This window comes from Halobacteriovorax sp. CON-3, assembly GCF_043196995.1.
In the GTDB taxonomy this organism is placed as follows: Bacteria; Bdellovibrionota; Bacteriovoracia; order Bacteriovoracales; family Bacteriovoracaceae; genus Halobacteriovorax_A.
In genome coordinates this window covers 1,047,253-1,062,384 of sequence record NZ_JBEBNA010000001.1, presented here as the reverse complement: position 1 = coordinate 1,062,384, position 15,132 = coordinate 1,047,253, and the positions used below count along the sequence as shown (strand labels likewise).

The 15,132-nt window shown below is 37.8% G+C and carries 16 protein-coding genes; 8 read left to right on the top strand and 8 right to left on the bottom strand.

Annotated elements, in window-relative coordinates; genetic code table 11:
• Positions 1 to 125 precede the first annotated feature (125 nt).
• Together ABMA72_RS04900 and ABMA72_RS04895 are read right to left on the bottom strand one after the other, a co-directional pair.
• Positions 126 to 908, bottom strand: a complete 783-nt coding sequence (locus tag ABMA72_RS04900) for a carbohydrate kinase family protein (RefSeq protein ID WP_393056297.1) — start codon at positions 906 to 908, stop codon at positions 126 to 128.
• A complete protein-coding gene (locus ABMA72_RS04895; RefSeq protein ID WP_393056295.1) occupies positions 908 to 1,690 on the bottom strand; it encodes a BtpA/SgcQ family protein in 783 nt (260 codons plus the stop codon). Before ABMA72_RS04895 ends, ABMA72_RS04900 begins: the two co-directional genes overlap by 1 nt.
• A 76-nt stretch (positions 1,691 to 1,766) precedes the next feature.
• Between ABMA72_RS04895 and ABMA72_RS04890 the strand changes: the two genes are divergently transcribed.
• Positions 1,767 to 2,699: a hypothetical protein gene (locus tag ABMA72_RS04890; protein ID WP_393056293.1), complete on the top strand. Its 933-nt coding sequence runs from the start codon at positions 1,767 to 1,769 to the stop codon at positions 2,697 to 2,699.
• Between the two features lies 1 nt (position 2,700).
• Here ABMA72_RS04890 and ABMA72_RS04885 read toward each other — a convergent pair whose 3' ends face one another.
• Positions 2,701 to 3,351 (bottom strand): thermonuclease family protein, encoded by a 651-nt coding sequence (locus tag ABMA72_RS04885; protein ID WP_393056291.1) that lies wholly within the window; start codon positions 3,349 to 3,351, stop codon positions 2,701 to 2,703.
• Positions 3,352 to 3,526: 175 nt separating this feature from the next.
• Here ABMA72_RS04885 and ABMA72_RS04880 point away from each other — a divergent pair, with 175 nt between their 5' ends.
• Positions 3,527 to 4,846, top strand: a complete 1,320-nt coding sequence (locus ABMA72_RS04880) for a S1 family peptidase (protein WP_393056289.1) — start codon at positions 3,527 to 3,529, stop codon at positions 4,844 to 4,846.
• Here ABMA72_RS04880 and ABMA72_RS04875 read toward each other — a convergent pair.
• Positions 4,830 to 6,191: a family 14 glycosylhydrolase gene (locus tag ABMA72_RS04875; protein ID WP_393056287.1), complete on the bottom strand. Its 1,362-nt coding sequence runs from the start codon at positions 6,189 to 6,191 to the stop codon at positions 4,830 to 4,832. The two genes, ABMA72_RS04880 and ABMA72_RS04875, sit on opposite strands and share 17 nt — an antisense overlap.
• Positions 6,192 to 6,354: 163 nt before the next feature.
• On the opposite strand from ABMA72_RS04875, the gene ABMA72_RS04870 reads away from it, so the two are divergent.
• The gene (locus tag ABMA72_RS04870; RefSeq protein WP_393056285.1) at positions 6,355 to 6,942 is read left to right on the top strand and encodes a YkgJ family cysteine cluster protein; all 588 of its coding nucleotides are present in this window, start codon (positions 6,355 to 6,357) and stop codon (positions 6,940 to 6,942) included.
• Here the strand turns inward: ABMA72_RS04870 and ABMA72_RS04865 are convergent.
• The gene (locus ABMA72_RS04865) at positions 6,926 to 8,413 is read right to left on the bottom strand and encodes a RimK family protein (RefSeq protein WP_392856624.1); all 1,488 of its coding nucleotides are present in this window, start codon (positions 8,411 to 8,413) and stop codon (positions 6,926 to 6,928) included. The genes ABMA72_RS04870 and ABMA72_RS04865 overlap by 17 nt on opposite strands.
• An 82-nt stretch (positions 8,414 to 8,495) precedes the next feature.
• On the opposite strand from ABMA72_RS04865, the gene ABMA72_RS04860 reads away from it, so the two are divergent.
• Both ABMA72_RS04860 and ABMA72_RS04855 read left to right on the top strand, forming a co-directional pair.
• A complete protein-coding gene (locus tag ABMA72_RS04860; protein ID WP_392856622.1) occupies positions 8,496 to 9,584 on the top strand; it encodes a GNAT family N-acetyltransferase/peptidase C39 family protein in 1,089 nt (362 codons plus the stop codon).
• Positions 9,585 to 9,602: 18 nt separating this feature from the next.
• On the top strand, positions 9,603 to 10,682 hold the full coding sequence (locus ABMA72_RS04855) for a hypothetical protein (RefSeq protein WP_392907087.1): 1,080 nt from the start codon (positions 9,603 to 9,605) through the stop codon (positions 10,680 to 10,682).
• On the opposite strand, the gene ABMA72_RS04850 is transcribed toward ABMA72_RS04855, so the two are convergent.
• Positions 10,668 to 11,015 carry a 4a-hydroxytetrahydrobiopterin dehydratase gene (locus ABMA72_RS04850; RefSeq protein WP_392856617.1) on the bottom strand — a complete coding sequence of 116 codons (348 nt, stop codon included), beginning with the start codon at positions 11,013 to 11,015 and terminating at the stop codon, positions 10,668 to 10,670. The genes ABMA72_RS04855 and ABMA72_RS04850 overlap by 15 nt on opposite strands.
• Positions 11,016 to 11,030: 15 nt before the next feature.
• Complete coding sequence (locus ABMA72_RS04845) at positions 11,031 to 11,345, bottom strand: NGG1p interacting factor NIF3 (protein WP_393056283.1); 315 nt, start codon at positions 11,343 to 11,345, stop codon at positions 11,031 to 11,033.
• Between the two features lie 162 nt (positions 11,346 to 11,507).
• On the opposite strand from ABMA72_RS04845, the gene ABMA72_RS04840 reads away from it, so the two are divergent.
• Genes ABMA72_RS04840 through ABMA72_RS04830 form a run of 3 tightly spaced genes read left to right on the top strand, consistent with a single transcriptional unit; the run spans position 11,508 to position 14,543 of the window.
• Positions 11,508 to 13,085, top strand: a complete 1,578-nt coding sequence (locus ABMA72_RS04840) for a methyl-accepting chemotaxis protein (protein ID WP_393056281.1) — start codon at positions 11,508 to 11,510, stop codon at positions 13,083 to 13,085.
• Positions 13,086 to 13,125: 40 nt separating this feature from the next.
• Entirely contained in the window at positions 13,126 to 13,812 is a 687-nt protein-coding gene (locus ABMA72_RS04835) for a helix-turn-helix domain-containing protein (RefSeq protein WP_393056279.1), read from the top strand.
• A 38-nt stretch (positions 13,813 to 13,850) separates the two neighbouring features.
• Positions 13,851 to 14,543, top strand: coding sequence for a transglutaminase family protein (locus ABMA72_RS04830; RefSeq protein ID WP_392856606.1), 693 nt, complete (start codon positions 13,851 to 13,853; stop codon positions 14,541 to 14,543).
• Between the two features lie 12 nt (positions 14,544 to 14,555).
• On the opposite strand, the gene ABMA72_RS04825 is transcribed toward ABMA72_RS04830, so the two are convergent.
• Complete coding sequence (locus ABMA72_RS04825; protein WP_393056277.1) at positions 14,556 to 15,095, bottom strand: glutathione peroxidase; 540 nt, start codon at positions 15,093 to 15,095, stop codon at positions 14,556 to 14,558.
• Between the last annotated feature and the right edge of the window lie 37 nt (positions 15,096 to 15,132).

Below are 15,132 nucleotides of genomic sequence, written 5' to 3'. Positions count from 1 at the left end.
TAAATTTCATTTTGATATTAAGATTTTTCAAAATGGGGCGCGGGTACGAATCGAGAATTCCAGTAGTTAGTTGCTAAAATCTCATAGGGTATGGGCAAAAGAGGGCTAATTATACAGATTTTGATTTATAAGTCTTCGAAATCTCGATTCGTACCCGCGCCCCTAACTGATAAAATTGATTTTGCGTAATGAGAGGCTTTTTCTAGATTTTTGTGGGCGAGGTATGCGCCAAGGAATGCGTCGCCAGCTCCTGTGGAGTCGATGACGACATCAACCGGTTGAGGAGTATAGCTAATCGATTCATTCTTATTAAAGAAAGAAATTTCACCAGCACTTCTTGTGATGAGTACTGATATTTTATGAGCTTTTACAAACTCCCTAAGATAAAATTCAAGATCATGACTTGGTGTTAGTCCAAAGAGTGCCAGTTCGGCTACCTTTAAATACTTTTCAATCTCAAAGCCTTGAGCATCATGAAAATCAAAAATAAACTTTGCCCTAGGTTTCGCTTCAATAAGTTGGTCTACGAATGGAAGGATCTGTGAGTAGAGAGGGCAGACGATATGACCTTCAAGTTCTTTAATTAATTGAAGTTCTTCTTTGGTGAATTGAAAGTTTTCAAGCACACCACTTTTGTATTCAGTGAAGTTCTTTTCGCCACTTTCTAAGGTCTCGATAAATTGAACCGGAGTCTTTCCCTCTCGAAAAAGTGGAACGGCCTGAATACCTTCTTTTTGACAATGGTTGATAATTACTTGGCCATCACTTGCTGCGGGATAGATTAGTGTTGCCTTTGAATTTGAATTGCGCATAAAATGCGTGGCCACATTTAAAGAACAACCACCAAGATGCCTTTCATGTACGGATGTATAATCATCAAAACCTGCATCGCCAATGAAGGTATACATTATTGTCTAAGCCTTCTTACGATATCCATAAATGGTGCAATTTTTTCATAATCCATACGAGTGTCTGTCATAAGTGCACTTCCAACGATAGCGCCGTCAAGAGCAGGATAGAGTTCATCTAGATTATTATGAGAAAGACCTGAGCCAATGATAATTGGAAGCTCTGGTGCGCCTTCTTTTGCTTCCATGATTTCTTTTATACTTGGAGCGATTCCTGTTTCGCGGCCAGAGACAACGGCCGCAGCACTTTTAAACTCGTATGCTTCGCGAGCAGATTGGGCGAGGGTTTTCTCTTCTAACATGGTTGCATACTTAACCTGAATATCTGTTAAGAGTTGAATATCGTCTGCTGCGATTTTTTTGCGATAATTGAGTAGACCTTGAGGATCAATTTTCATCTCTCCGCCGTATTCCTCGCGTGCCATGCGATCAACAAAGTAATCAGTACGGATAAAAGAATTGCCACCGGCCTTCGCAATTGCAAGGGAAGCTTCTGGATCATTGATTAAAAACTCTGAGCCAATTGGGTAGTTGCCCGCTTGTCTTTGGACCATGTTGGCCACAACACTCATGCTTGCAATAACTTCTTTAGAGGCCTCAACTGTATAAGGCCTGTCGTGCTCATTTTCTAAGAGGGCCGCATCGACTCCGCACTTTCTTAGAACTTCAAGGTCTTCAAGGGCGTAATCAATGACCTGATTTATTCCTGGATGACTCGCGTAGCCAAGTAGTGGGCGTAGATAAATAACTGCAATTATTGGTTTTGCCTTAAAGTCTAGCATTTAATCTCTCCATGCATGTGTATTGTCATAGTAAACGACGAGTGATTTAATAGTCCAGCAACAATTTGGGGGAGCTATGTTACGTCTACTCACACTTACTTTAGTGTCAATTTCAACTTTTGCTATTTGTCAGAAATGGTCTGGTCCACAGGTTATTGGAAGCCTTGATACTTCAGTTTTAAATGAGACGTCTGGGATTGCAATCTCTCAAGTTCATGATGATCGTATGTATAACTTAAATGATTCTGGCTCTGGGCCGGAGATTTTTTGGACAACGATTTCTGGAAAGAATACAAAGAAAGTTAAGGTCAACAATTTCAAGCCTTATGATATGGAAGATATGTCTTTAGGTCCATGTGGTGATCTTAAGTGTGTTTATATTGCAGATATTGGAGATAATCGTAAGAAGAGAAAATTTCTTTCAATTGTCGCCATCGATGAGATGAAATTGAAAGCTGATACTACTGAAGTTGGGCCAGAGTTTGTCTTACGTTTCGTTTATCCTAATAAAGAAAAGTACGATGCTGAGAGTATGGTTGTTCATCCAAGTGGTGATATTTATATTTTAACGAAGATTGTGGACGAAGAAAATCGCCGTGCTATGCCTGCAAAGCTTTTTAAGTTAGGCAAAAAGAAAGTTGCTAAAGCTATCGAGAAAAATGAGAAGGCCGAATTAGAGGAAGTCGCTACAGTTGATCTTCCTTATCATCTATATAACTACAACCTTTGGGGAAGAATTGCGACGGCAATGGATATCTCGAAAGACGGTAAAACACTTCTTGTTCTAACTTATGGAGCTGTTTTTGAATTTAATATTGAGTTCAATTCTTTAAAAGAGTTCAATGCAAGAAAGTTAGATGCCAAGAGTGAATTTAGAATCGTAACGACTAAGAAGCTCTATCAGCAAGAGGCCATTGCATACGGGCCAAAAGACAATGAATTCATCTATACAACAGAAGTTGAATCAGGTGATGGTGTAAGTGAAATTGTTAGACACGTATGTGAATAACTTATTTTGAAAATAACTTATAACCTAGCTGCTTTGCTCTCTCAAAAGATCGGATGAAGAGCCTGCGGTAAGGTGGGACCATGTGGCCATCTTCAGGTGAATAAAGAATTTTTGTCTCTAAGTCACCGACGTAATTTGTTCCAATACGATTTTGAACACTCATGCGAAATTCATATGGCAGCTGGACGTTAAGAGCGTAAATTCCAATTTCTTCAAGGAAGACTTTTTCAGAAGCGGCCATATATTCGTACATAATGTCTTTATCAAAAGGTTCAATAAAGTAAGGTACAGCTAATCCTGATTTTAGCATTTCTAAATTTATATCTTGGCCTTGGTATAGAACTGTACCAAGTAGACGACGCGTGTTTAGGTCTCCATCTCTTCCCAAGTCAATGACAACAGTACTTCCAATTGGAACAAGCTTTCTGAGGTAGTCTCTGGCATCAAGGGAGATCTGCCCTTGAGTACTTCCGTTGAAGTCGACCTCGGGTGTATCAATTCCTAGCATGCGAATATTTTTCTTCTTTCCTAGAAAGTCACTATAAATTGTCATGGTATCACCATCGTGAATATACAGAACTCGACCCTCAAACGAGATGGCAAAGATTGATAATTGAATAAGTGCTAGGAATAGAAGTTTTATTTTTCTCATATTGCTTTGTAGTAAAATAAAGTAGTTATGAATAGGGAGTGGATAAGATTTACTTATCTCGTTATTCTCTTAACTGTTTGAAATGACTAGTTCTGACTAAGGTTTTTACATATAATTACTATCTGAATTAGGCCAAGTTTCACATGTCACTCTCTTGTTTTGCTACATTCTTAGCATGAGAAAAGCCCCATTATTTATTGTCCTATTTCTATCACTTATTTCTTGTTCTGAAAGGGGCTTGAAAGTTAACACACAATCAGGTGCCATTATTGGTGGAGAGAAACTCTCTGTTCAGGCCAATGAACTCAAATATACAGTTGCCATTACTAAAGAAAATGATCTTGATAAATCATTTTGTACAGGAAGTTTAATTTCAAAACATCATATTATTACGGCGGCCCATTGCTTAATTGGTAGCTCTTATAAAAATATGCAGGTGGCCTTTGTTTCTGAGGTGCCTAAGTTTATTAATATCAAAGAAGCATACCTCGCACAGGATGCGTTGTTAGAGATGCATGGTCTGGAAAGTGTAAGAGGAGACTTTGGTCACAATTTTGATATTGCGATTTTAGAATTAGAAGAAGCTGCTCCGGAGAGTGCTGAGGTTATTGAAATTCTTGAGGCATCAGAAAGTCATGAAGTTCTAAATAAGAAAGTTAAGCTAATTGGCTTCGGTCAAGATGCAAACGGCGTTGTTGGTAAGCCTAAAAAAGTTGATGTTACAGCTACGGCCATTAGGCGTAATCTATTAGAGCGCTCAATTCTTCTATACGAAGATGAGAGTGGAGCATGCCGTGGGGATTCAGGTGGTCCTGCTACAATTACAATTGATAATCAGACGTTCTTAATTGGTGCAACTCAAGGGTATGCTAAGGCTGCATTTGATGGTGTTGAGGACCTCGATTGCTCTTCTGGAAAAGGGATGTATACATTCTTACCGGATTATAAAACTTGGATCGTAAGTGTCATTAATAAAACTGAATATAGTCCATCTAATTTTGATTATCATCCATTTGAATTTGCGCAAACGGAAAGTGAAAATTCATCTTCTTTGGAATGTGATAATTTAAAGTCTTTGAGCATCGCTCGTTGGCAAGGACTCTATACCTATGCTTCTCGTGTTATTGGAAGTTTTAAATGCGATTCAATGAATGATTGGTTCTCTTCTGAGACTAATTATTCTGAAAAACCAAGTAGTAAGGCCGAGTTTATTCAAGGGAAATGGTCAATTGTTGGGAATTATTATTTCTTAAGATATTTTAAAAACTTAGAAAAGGTTTCAATCGATCAGTCCATGAGAATAACAAGACGCGATCAAATGGTCTTAGGGGTCAACTCAAGTGTCATTTACTTGAATAATAAGTATAGTGATTTTGTTCTAGGTGATAGCGTAAGAGAGCTCTCTCTTTTGGGAGGGAAGCTCTCAAGAGAAAATTACGATACTCTTAGCGCAAGAACGGACTTTCTTCTAAAGAAAGTTAGTGTGGATGAGTAAGTCGATAGAAATTATCTCTGGCAAGGCCACTACTTAGGATCGTTCCCATTCTAAGAAAGGTCACACCATCATAATTTCCGAAATATAGGGCATCGGCGATATTATCCCATGCTCTTTGTGAGTAGAGTGTTCCAGCAAGTGCATTCTCTCCAAGAATTCTAACGCCTTGGCGATTTGCTTCTTGGGCAACCCAAAAAACGAGTGCCTTAGCATAGCTTTGAGCATGATCTGGCCCATCGTAATTATCCATTTCTAAGCAAGTAAAATGAAAGTTGATATTATAAAAATTCTTTTCGGCCTTTAATTCGTTAACAAGGCCAATAATACGGTTATAGCCATGGCCAGTTTGGTCGCTATAAATATCATTATCTGTTGAAATGAGCCCTGCATTCAGTTCTGCTAGACGGTCTCCTCCTGGGGCAACTCGCCAGTGTATACCGGGAACTTTAAAGCCAAGTTGAATATGTACATGGATTCTAAAGACATCAATGGCCGCATATAGAATTCGCTTCCCGTGCTCTCTAAGGCTATTAGAGTACCAGCGATAGAAGTCCTTGCCGTATTGAGTATACTGTTCATTATTTTGAAAGAAGAAATTTGGATTTGGTGGAAAAACTTGAGCGAAGTTTTGAAGCCCAAAGCCCCAAGCTTGATTTAAGTTTTGCACACTCTTGTACTTTGACTTCATTGCATTTTGAAAACTTTCAATTGCGGGCCTTGAGTAAGCTTGTATTGCACCTCTTGTCGGATAACCTGTGCCATTGTCATGAGAGTTGTATGATGGGTAACGGAGTTCACCAGCCGGCCCAAGACTTACATTGATTTCATATATATGATTCATCTTGTGGCCAAAGTGATAATTAAATGAGTGCATGACATCGTAAAATTCTCCGATGGCATATTGAGTTGTCCATACAGATAAGAATTCTTTTGAGTAATTACCTTGCTCTGATTTTGACATGGCATCGTGTCCGTATTTTTTCCAAAGCCAATTTGGAATAGGGACGTTACATGTATCTCCAACATTTCCACCACATTGATGGAATGAAAGAATTGGAACCCACTTTAGACCTGCTTGAATAATTAAATCACTTAAGAGCTGATAGTATTGCCAATCAAATTGGTTATCATTTTTTTCAACTAATCCCCACCAAATATCTGTACTGACGCCTGTTGCCCCCAGGGCCTTTATTTCATGAAGCTGTCTTTTAAAGTCTTCAATTTGGTATTTTGAAAAATTAGAATTTAAATTATTAGGGTCACCAACAAGTAATGGGGCCATAACATTAAAGACTTTTGCATAAGTTGTGAAACTTAGAAGTAGGGTAGCGATTAAGATTTTCATGGATGCTTTATACTCTAGTAAATTTATCTAGAGTAGTTATGTTGTATAAATTACTAAATGTTAAGTTGTTGAAATTGTTTAAGTGGTTTTGCATGTCGAATTTTATTGCCAATTAAGTTTTTATGAATAGAATGGCCTTCGGTTTTTACATGTTGAAGGTTTTGTGAGTTTAAATAAAGAGATCTCTAAGCATATTGAATCAATCTTTGAAGAGTCTGCAAGGACTTTCTCTAGCTATCAATTGACCAAGGAACTTCCTTGCCTTAGTGGATGTGGAGCATGTTGCTTGAGTCAGGAGATATCTGCTTCAACTTCAGAAATGTTACCTAGTGCATTTCGTCTTCTTAATGACGAAGGAATTGAAAGAGTCGAAGAGTTGTTAGAAGAACTTGAAGGGACTCCTTCTAAAACTTGTGTCTTTTATCATCGTAACTCTGAAGATGGGACTAAAGGTTATTGTATGAATTATTTAACAAGGCCTGCCGTTTGTCGCTCATTTGGTGTTGCTGCTTACCGTGACAAGAACGGGAGCAAAACAATGAGTATATGTAAGCGCTTAAAAGAAGCGTATCCTGAGCGAGTAAAGACACTTGATCCAAATGAAGCACCTGTTATCGGGGATTTTGCTAAGCAAATATATCTCTTAGGGCAAAGTTCAGATGCTAGGTTAATGCATATTAATGAAGCTCTATATGAAGCATTAAAGAAAGTGTGGCTAGGCCACACTTATGGTTCTAATAAAGATTCTTAGTTTGTTCAATTTTGTGAATGAAATGCTTGATGACAATTTCATAAAGCTCGTCGCCAATTAACTCGTCTTCCACACCAAAGTCTAAGTTTGGATTATCATTAACCTCCACAACATAGGCCTTCTTTCCGTCATCTTTAATATCAACGCCAAAGAGTCCGTCACCAATTTTTGTACAGGCCTTAGTCGCAGTATCAATTACATACTGTGGGACATCTTCAATTGCTAAACATTGTGAATCCCCTGAGCTGTCTTCTTCACCACTGGCATGATTATAGATTTGCCAATGTTCCTTACTCATAAAGTACTTGCAAGCATAGAATGGTTTCTTGTTAATAACACCAATACGCCAGTCAAAATCGGTATATAGGAATTGCTGAACTAGGATTAGGGCCGATTTTTGTAGGAATTCCTTAAGACTTTCTTTAAGTTCTTGTCTTGTTTCAACCTTTGAAACTCCTATCGAGAAGCTTCCATCTGGGATTTTTAGAACCATTGGTAACTTAAGCTTCTCTTCTAAAAGATCTAGTGTTGCATCACTATAGTCGCTGACTATTTCACTCTTTATTGTGTTAATTCCATTCTTCTTGAATAGATTGTGAAGATAGATCTTATTCGTACATTTCAAGATTGCATTGGGGTCATCAATAACAACGAGCCCTTCATCAACAGCTGTCTTTGCAAAGGCATAGGTTGGGTTTACCAGTGAAGTTGTCGTACGAATAAAGAGTGCATCAAATTCATTGATTCGTGCAAGGTCATATTTGGAAATAGTTTCAACATAGAGTCCGTTCTTATTTCCAATATCGATGAATTTTCTTATCGCCTCAGGGTTACTCGGCGGAAGCTTTTCCTTATCATCCACTAGGATTGCAAGGTCATACTTGTATTGTTTTCTGGTATTTGGAAGACGCCAGATACGATTATTAAAACGTTCAAGATGTTGGGCAAAGAAAGTCTCCTGATGTTCATTAAGGTCAGTTATGTGAATAGGTACAATGGAGTTGATTTTCCATATTTTGTTAAATACTAAACGTACCTCAAAAATAGGGACAGGGTAGTTATTAAATATTACTTTGCCAATATTTCTAAAGAGCTTCTCTTTTGTTTCTCCAAAGAATACTCGAAAAGCAATTGAGCGGACTTCCTCTTTATTGTCGATATACTTTGTGGCCACTTCTTGGGCCAAGCTTTGAAGCTCGTCAAGATCATATGTATAGTGCTTCTTCTTGCAAAGATCATTAATGGTTTTTACTGTGGGCATGACTTTATGGCCTCTTGCCTCAGCAATAAGAGAAGTATAGTAACCAAGGGATAAGTACTTGGAAGAATTACATAAATTCAAAACCCTAAGGTTCTTAAGTTGATGATACTCTTCTTTTGATAGGTAGTCCTTGGCCGTAATGACCTGGTCGGTAGGGAAGTAGGGTTGCCAGTCTTTTAGACGATCAACGATGACAACAAGTTTTTCCATCTTTTTTTATCTCCACATAAAAATAAAGATATTTTTTTATCTAAGAATAATATAAATTATAAAAAAAAAGCGAGAGTTTTTTATGCATATTTTTAGAGATGCAACCTTAGAAGATCTGAACGCACTCCTTAAAATTGAAGAGGAGTCTTTTGATGGCGATCGCCTGAGCGCCACGAATTTTAAATACGCCATTACTAAGTCCCATGGGGCCCTAAAACTGATCCTTGTTAACAAGGTTATTGCTGGCTATGTTCTCATTTTCTTCCATCGTGGGACATCCTTAGGGAGAATTTACTCGATTGCTATTAGTCGTGGCTTTCAGGGACAGGGCCTTGCCAAGAAGCTTATGTTATTGGCAGAAAAGGTGGGGCAAGAGCACTCTTGTTCATACCTGCGTCTTGAAGTTAAGAGAACGAATAAAGGTGCTATCTCATTGTATGAAAAACTTGGTTATAAAGAATTCAAAATAAAACAAGATTATTATGAAGATCACCAAGATGCTCTTTGCTATGAGAAGCGTATCCGTAAGGCTCCGGCCAAGGCCAAAAGAAATATTGCCTACTACCAGCAAACGACGGACTTTACCTGCGGGCCAAGTGCCTTAATGATGGCCTTAAAATTTTTAAAACCTAAGATAAAGTTAAATCAAGAACTTGAGCTAGACCTCTGGCGTGAGGCCACAACTATTTATATGGCCTCAGGGCATGGCGGATGTGGCCCCCATGGGATTGCCCTGGCCGCAGCAAAGAGGGGGCTTAAAACGGAGATTTATATTAATCGCAAGTCTTCGCTTTTTACAGACTCTGTCAGGGATAAAAAGAAGAAAGAGGTTATTGAGCTCGTTCAACGAAATTTTGAAAAAAAGCTCAAAGAAGTAAGTGTAAAAACCCATTTTAAAAATTATGGCATCGCTAAAATTCGTGAGATAATAGAAGGCGGAGGATTGGCCCTCGTTCTAATAAGTGCTTATCGCTTAACTGAAACGAAGGTACCTCATTGGATTGTTATTACGAATATCGATGATGAATTTATTTATTTTAACGACTCTGATTTGAAAGATAATCAGGACAAGGTTGATAATATTAATATCCCCGTGGGGATTAATGAATTTGAAAAAATGGCCAAGTATGGAAGTGGACAGCTTAAATGTGTTATTTCACTTTTTTCTTAATCTTGGTATCGGTGATTTATGAATAAGAAGATGGGTGTCCTTAAGGTTTATCGAATTTTTGATATTGCTCATGAGGTATTATTAGACAAGGCCTATGAAAAGCTTAAAAGCCTTACTATTCTTAAAAAATTTAGTCTAAATAGGCCTTCCAAGAATATGCTTTTTCAGGATCCACCATTAGTGGTCTTCTTAGGAGAGCATTCGATTGAGAATTTGAAAGTGGCCGTCACGGCAAAATTATGGAGCTATGGTGCTCTTTCTTTTTCTGTGGATATCGAATGTCCATTCTTTGTGGACAAGAAAGAATTAATTGAATGGGTTGAGAATTGGTCTCAAGGGGATTCAGTTGAGAATTTTTGTCGCGAAAGAATAAGCTTCTTTATTGAGTCTCTAGGAGAGTCACTCGTAAAGCCTAAAATATGGGAGCAAAGTGAAGAATATAGTATTTTTGTCACTTCTCCTAAGTATCATAATAAAGATTACTGGCTAGAAGATTCTTTCGTCTATCAATTATTGGCGATGGAAAAGAATGTAAAGTTGAGTCCGGCAATGTTAGCACCTGTTGTTGATTGTACTGTTAGTTATGGACCTGACGATCTTGTGGCAATTGATTGGGATAATGCCTTTGTCTACTCTGAAGTTGATGGCCATGATATTTGTGATGTTATTGAGTTTGCAAATATTCAGCTTCTTGAACTACGTTATTTCGATGATCTTCTCGATAAGAAATTATCTGGGCTATATCGACAAGTTGTTGAAAAGAACCCATCCATCTTTAGTAAGGTATCAGTGCTTGCTAAGGATGCCAGTCAGTTGTACTTTGAGACAAGTGAGTTAGTTGATCGAATTGAGAACTCTGTAAAAGTTATTGGTGATATCTACTATGCTCGCTTATTTCGAATCTGCTTAAAGCGTTTACAAGTAGAACAATGGCAATCTCTTGTTGACCAGAAACTTAAGAACCTTCTAGATGTTTCTCAGATGTATATGGCAGAAGTAAATAACCGCAAAAGCCACTTAATGGAGATCATTATTATCATCCTAATTGCGATCGAGGTTATACCATTTGTTTATAACTTAGCACTAAAGCTTATGTGACTTTAAAATCTGATCAATCTTGCTGGCAAAAATAAAGTCGCTCTCAACGAGGTCATCAATTTTATGTGTCCATAGATCAACCTTTAATTTTCCAAAACTAATGAAGAGGTCTGGATGATGCCACTGTTCGTCTGCAACTTTTGCAATCTCATTTGCTATGGCCATAGGTTGATCAAATTTGTCACATGAGAGCTCAAGACTGAGTCTTCTTTTGTCATTAGAAAAGCTCCAACGAGGATCAAGTTGATCCTTTAATTGAAGTTTCTCATCCATTGGCAGGGGAGGAACTCCTCCTTGACATGGGATACAAGTTTTCTCACTTAGTGCTGTCATCTATTCTCCTCCAAACTAATCAAAGTTAACGAGATCGTAGAGGTCAATAGCAGGCTCTTCATAGGGATGGGCCTTCTTGAGCGCTTCCAAGACTTCTTTGACTTTATTATCTGGACAAATTGTCTCAACTTTTAATTCGACAACTTTCTCTATTTCACCATTTCTTCCAATATGTGGATTGGCCTCTTGATTTGGCCTAAATTGCCCCACACCCTCTACTTCAAATGAGCAGCGGTCATAATTACCAATTGTCCCTGCTCCCGCATCGAAAACCGCATCTTTGACGATTTCTGCATTGGCCTTTGGGACAAAGAAAACTAGCTTTTTCATTAAAAACATCCTTTTTAAGATAATTCCATTAGGGATAAGCATCAACTTCATTAAAGTTTACATTTTTCTAACCCTGATTAAAATCATAAAAATAATTGAGTTTGGTTCATTAATTTGTTCTGTAAACTGACGAGGAGTAAGAGGTATTTAGGAGGAAAACTAATGGTTAGTTTAAGAGAGAGAATCAAATACTTCTTTTCTGCGTCAGTTTATTCAATTTTGTCATCGGCAGTCTTTGTTGTCCTACTATTTGCTGTGACCCTTCCATCGATTAACTCGACTGCCCGAAATGGTAAGAATGAGAGCGTAAAGGTCGCAATTCACAACGCCTATAGTATGGTGAAGTATCTTTATGATGAGTCACAGGCCGGAAAGATTACAGAACAAGAAGCAAAGCTACATGCAAAGAATTTACTACAGGCCCTTCGTTATGATGGCAAAAACTACTTCTTTGTTAGTGATAAGAATTTAAATGTCGTCGCTCATGGTGCTGATCCTTATAAAGTCGGAAATAATATGGCCAAGTACCAAGATGGGAAGGGAACTTACCTCTATAAAGAATTTCTAAAAATTGGACTTGAAAAGGGGGAAGGGCCTCTCACTTATTACCGCGCTCGTAAGAAAGAAGGTGATGTCATTGAAAAGACTTCTTATATCAAATACTTCGCTCCTTGGGGATGGGTTATCGGAACTGGTGTCTATATTGATGACGTAAAGGTTGCCGTCTTTGAAGCTAAAAAGAGTACTCTTATTGGACTTATGATTTGTGTTGCCATTGCTCTGGGGCTATCTCTATGGAATGCCCACTCAATGTATGCAAACTTTATCTCGCCAATTAAAAACGTGATTAGAAATCTTAAGACAGAATATGTTGAACTAGAGCGCATTGCGAATAATATTAATTCGAGCTCAAGGCAAATCCTTGATGTATCCAGTAAGCAAACAGACTCTGTGGACAATGTTGCAGCGGCCATCACTGAAATCAAGTCAATGGTTGACTCAACAAGAGATAATGCCGATCGATCAAGTGGCCTTGCCAAACATACTGCAAATATCTCAAACGAATCTAAAGAGAAAATCTTAAGACTAGTTCAATCATTTGATATTATTAAAAAAGATAATGAAGAAGTTATTCAAGTTATTCGTGACAATAGTGTTCAGTTAAATGATATTTCAAATACAATTAATGATATTCAAGAAAAGACTGAAGTCATTAGTGATATCGTTTTCCAAACAAAACTTCTCTCTTTCAATGCATCTGTTGAAGCGGCGAGAGCAGGTGAGCATGGTAAGGGATTCAGTGTTGTGGCCGAAGAAATTGGAGGCCTTGCCAAAGTCAGCGGCGAGTCTGCCATTGAAATTGCAACAATCATTGAAGAGTCAACTCGTCGAGTGAAAGAGCTAACAGATATGACGACTAAGACTGTTGAAAACCTTGTTCAGGTAACAGAAAAGGATTTACTTGAAGGTCAGAAATTAATGTCTGATTGTCGTGATGCCCTTGAGGAGCTGGTTGGCCAATCAATGGAATCTTCTAGCATGTGTAATGAAATTCTTGGTGCACTTTCAGAGCAAGAAAATGGTATTGCAGATGTAAATACATCGATTAACACTCTTAATGAATCTCAGTGGCAACTAAAGAGTTCGCAAGAGACTTCTGCTCGTGAAGTTGAAGACCTTGTTAAAAAGAGTGAACAAATTAAAACAGCTGTTGAAAAATTAGAAAAAATCGCAGCATAACAAACTAGCAATTGATTCAAATGGCCCTTATAATAGGGCCATGAATCGTAAAATTTACCTCTTCGACTATTTCACTGTTATTGAATCTAAATCATTAAATGTTGAGTTTCACTCTCATATTGCTCAACAGATTTCGATCTCTCTCGATTCATGCCCCTTAAAATACGAAACAGAAGATGGTGTATTCGAAGAGATGGCCGTCTATCTTCCTTCTCTAAAAAAACATCGCTTTCTAAGTGAAGCATGCCACAATCTAAATATTCTCATAGATGATGAAGCTAGTTTTAAATTAGATCCTAAGGTTATTGAGCTTAGGGACTTAGAGCTTCAAGATATCAATCACAATAGTGTTGAAAAATTCCTAAAGGAGCTTGGGCTTCTTTCAGATAACGAGATGGATCAAAGAATTGTTAAATTATTTGATATCATTAAATCCTATGAAAACCTCGATGAAATAAAGCTCAAGGATGTGGCCACTAAAGTTGCCCTTTCAGAAAGTCGGCTACTACACTTATTTAAGGATGAAGTAGGGGTTACATTTAGAAAGTATATCCTTTGGCAAAAATTAAAAAGGGCAGTGGAAGCTCAAGCGCAAGGAAGAAGTATTACGGATGTCGCTATCGCTGCTGGCTTTAGTGACTCTGCTCATTTTTCAAAATTTTTTAAACAAAGCTTTGGCCTATCACCGAAGGAAATCTTTAAAAATAGCCAGTTTATACAAGAATAGAATAACAAAAGTTCGTATGATCTTCTTAAGGAGAATATATGAAATCAAAATTACTCGATCTTGACCATCCCGATATCGTTGCATTAAAAAATGAAATTCTCGAGTTTTCTCGAGATGAGTCTCAAATCATTGGAGCTTGCTACCGCTATGTTAGAGATGAGATTAATTTTGGCTATAATTCGAGTGATGATTTGACTGCATCTGAGGTCTTACGTGATGGTTATGGCCAATGTAATACAAAGGCCACGCTGCTAATGAGTCTGTTAACGGCTTGTGGGATCGAAAATAGACTACACGGTTTTACAATTGATAAGAAGTTACAATATGGGGCCATTACAGGAATCTTTTATAAAATTGCCCCTCGTGAAATTCTTCATAGCTGGGTAGAAGTGAAATATCAGGGGCAGTGGTATAACCTTGAAGGCTTCATTCTCGACACTGACTATCTTGAAGCAATTCAAAAGATGGCCGGAAAAAATGTACGCTCTTTTTGCGGCTATGGAGTTGCTTGTAAGGATTTACAAAATCCCGAAGTTGACTGGAAAGGTGGAAACTCAACTTATATTCAAAAAGAAGGTATTGTCAGAGATTTAGGGCTATATGAAACACCGGATGAATTTTATGAGAAATTTGGAACAAATCCGAAAGGAATAAGAAAATTCTTTTATAAGTATTTTATTCGCTTCTTGATGAATAAAAATGTTAGTGACATAAGAAAGAGACCTGCTTAGTGCAGGTCTCACTTATAAAAGCTCTTTTAACTTAGATGTGATTTTCTCATCTGTTGGTGCGATATCTGGGAAGAACCTTTCAACAATCTCTCCATTCTTATCGAGAAGGAACTTTTCAAAATTCCAATGAATGTCATGAGATTGGCCAGAGATAAGTCCCTTACTAATGAGAAGTTGTTCAAAGTCCGGTTTGTCATTTCTAACAGCTTCCTTCTTTGTTTCTGTTAAGGCCTTGTATAAAGGATGCTGTCCTTCACCCTTAACTATTATTTTCTCATTTACTGGAAAAGTTACGTTGTACTCTAGATTACAGAATTGTTGAATCTCTTCGTTAGTTCCAGGCTCTTGCCCAAGGAACTCATTTGCTGGGAAGGCCAAAATTTCTAGGCCTTGATCCTTATACTCAGAGTAAAGTTTCTGTAGCGCCTCATATTGTGGAGTCAGTCCACACTTAGAAGCAACATTAACAATAAGATAAGCCTTGGCATCAAAGTCCTTAAGTGTCTTATCTAGTCCTTTGCCATCTTTAAAGTGAATTGTATTTAGATTCATATAGGTAACCTCCTAAAGTTTTTTAAGAGGTTACCAT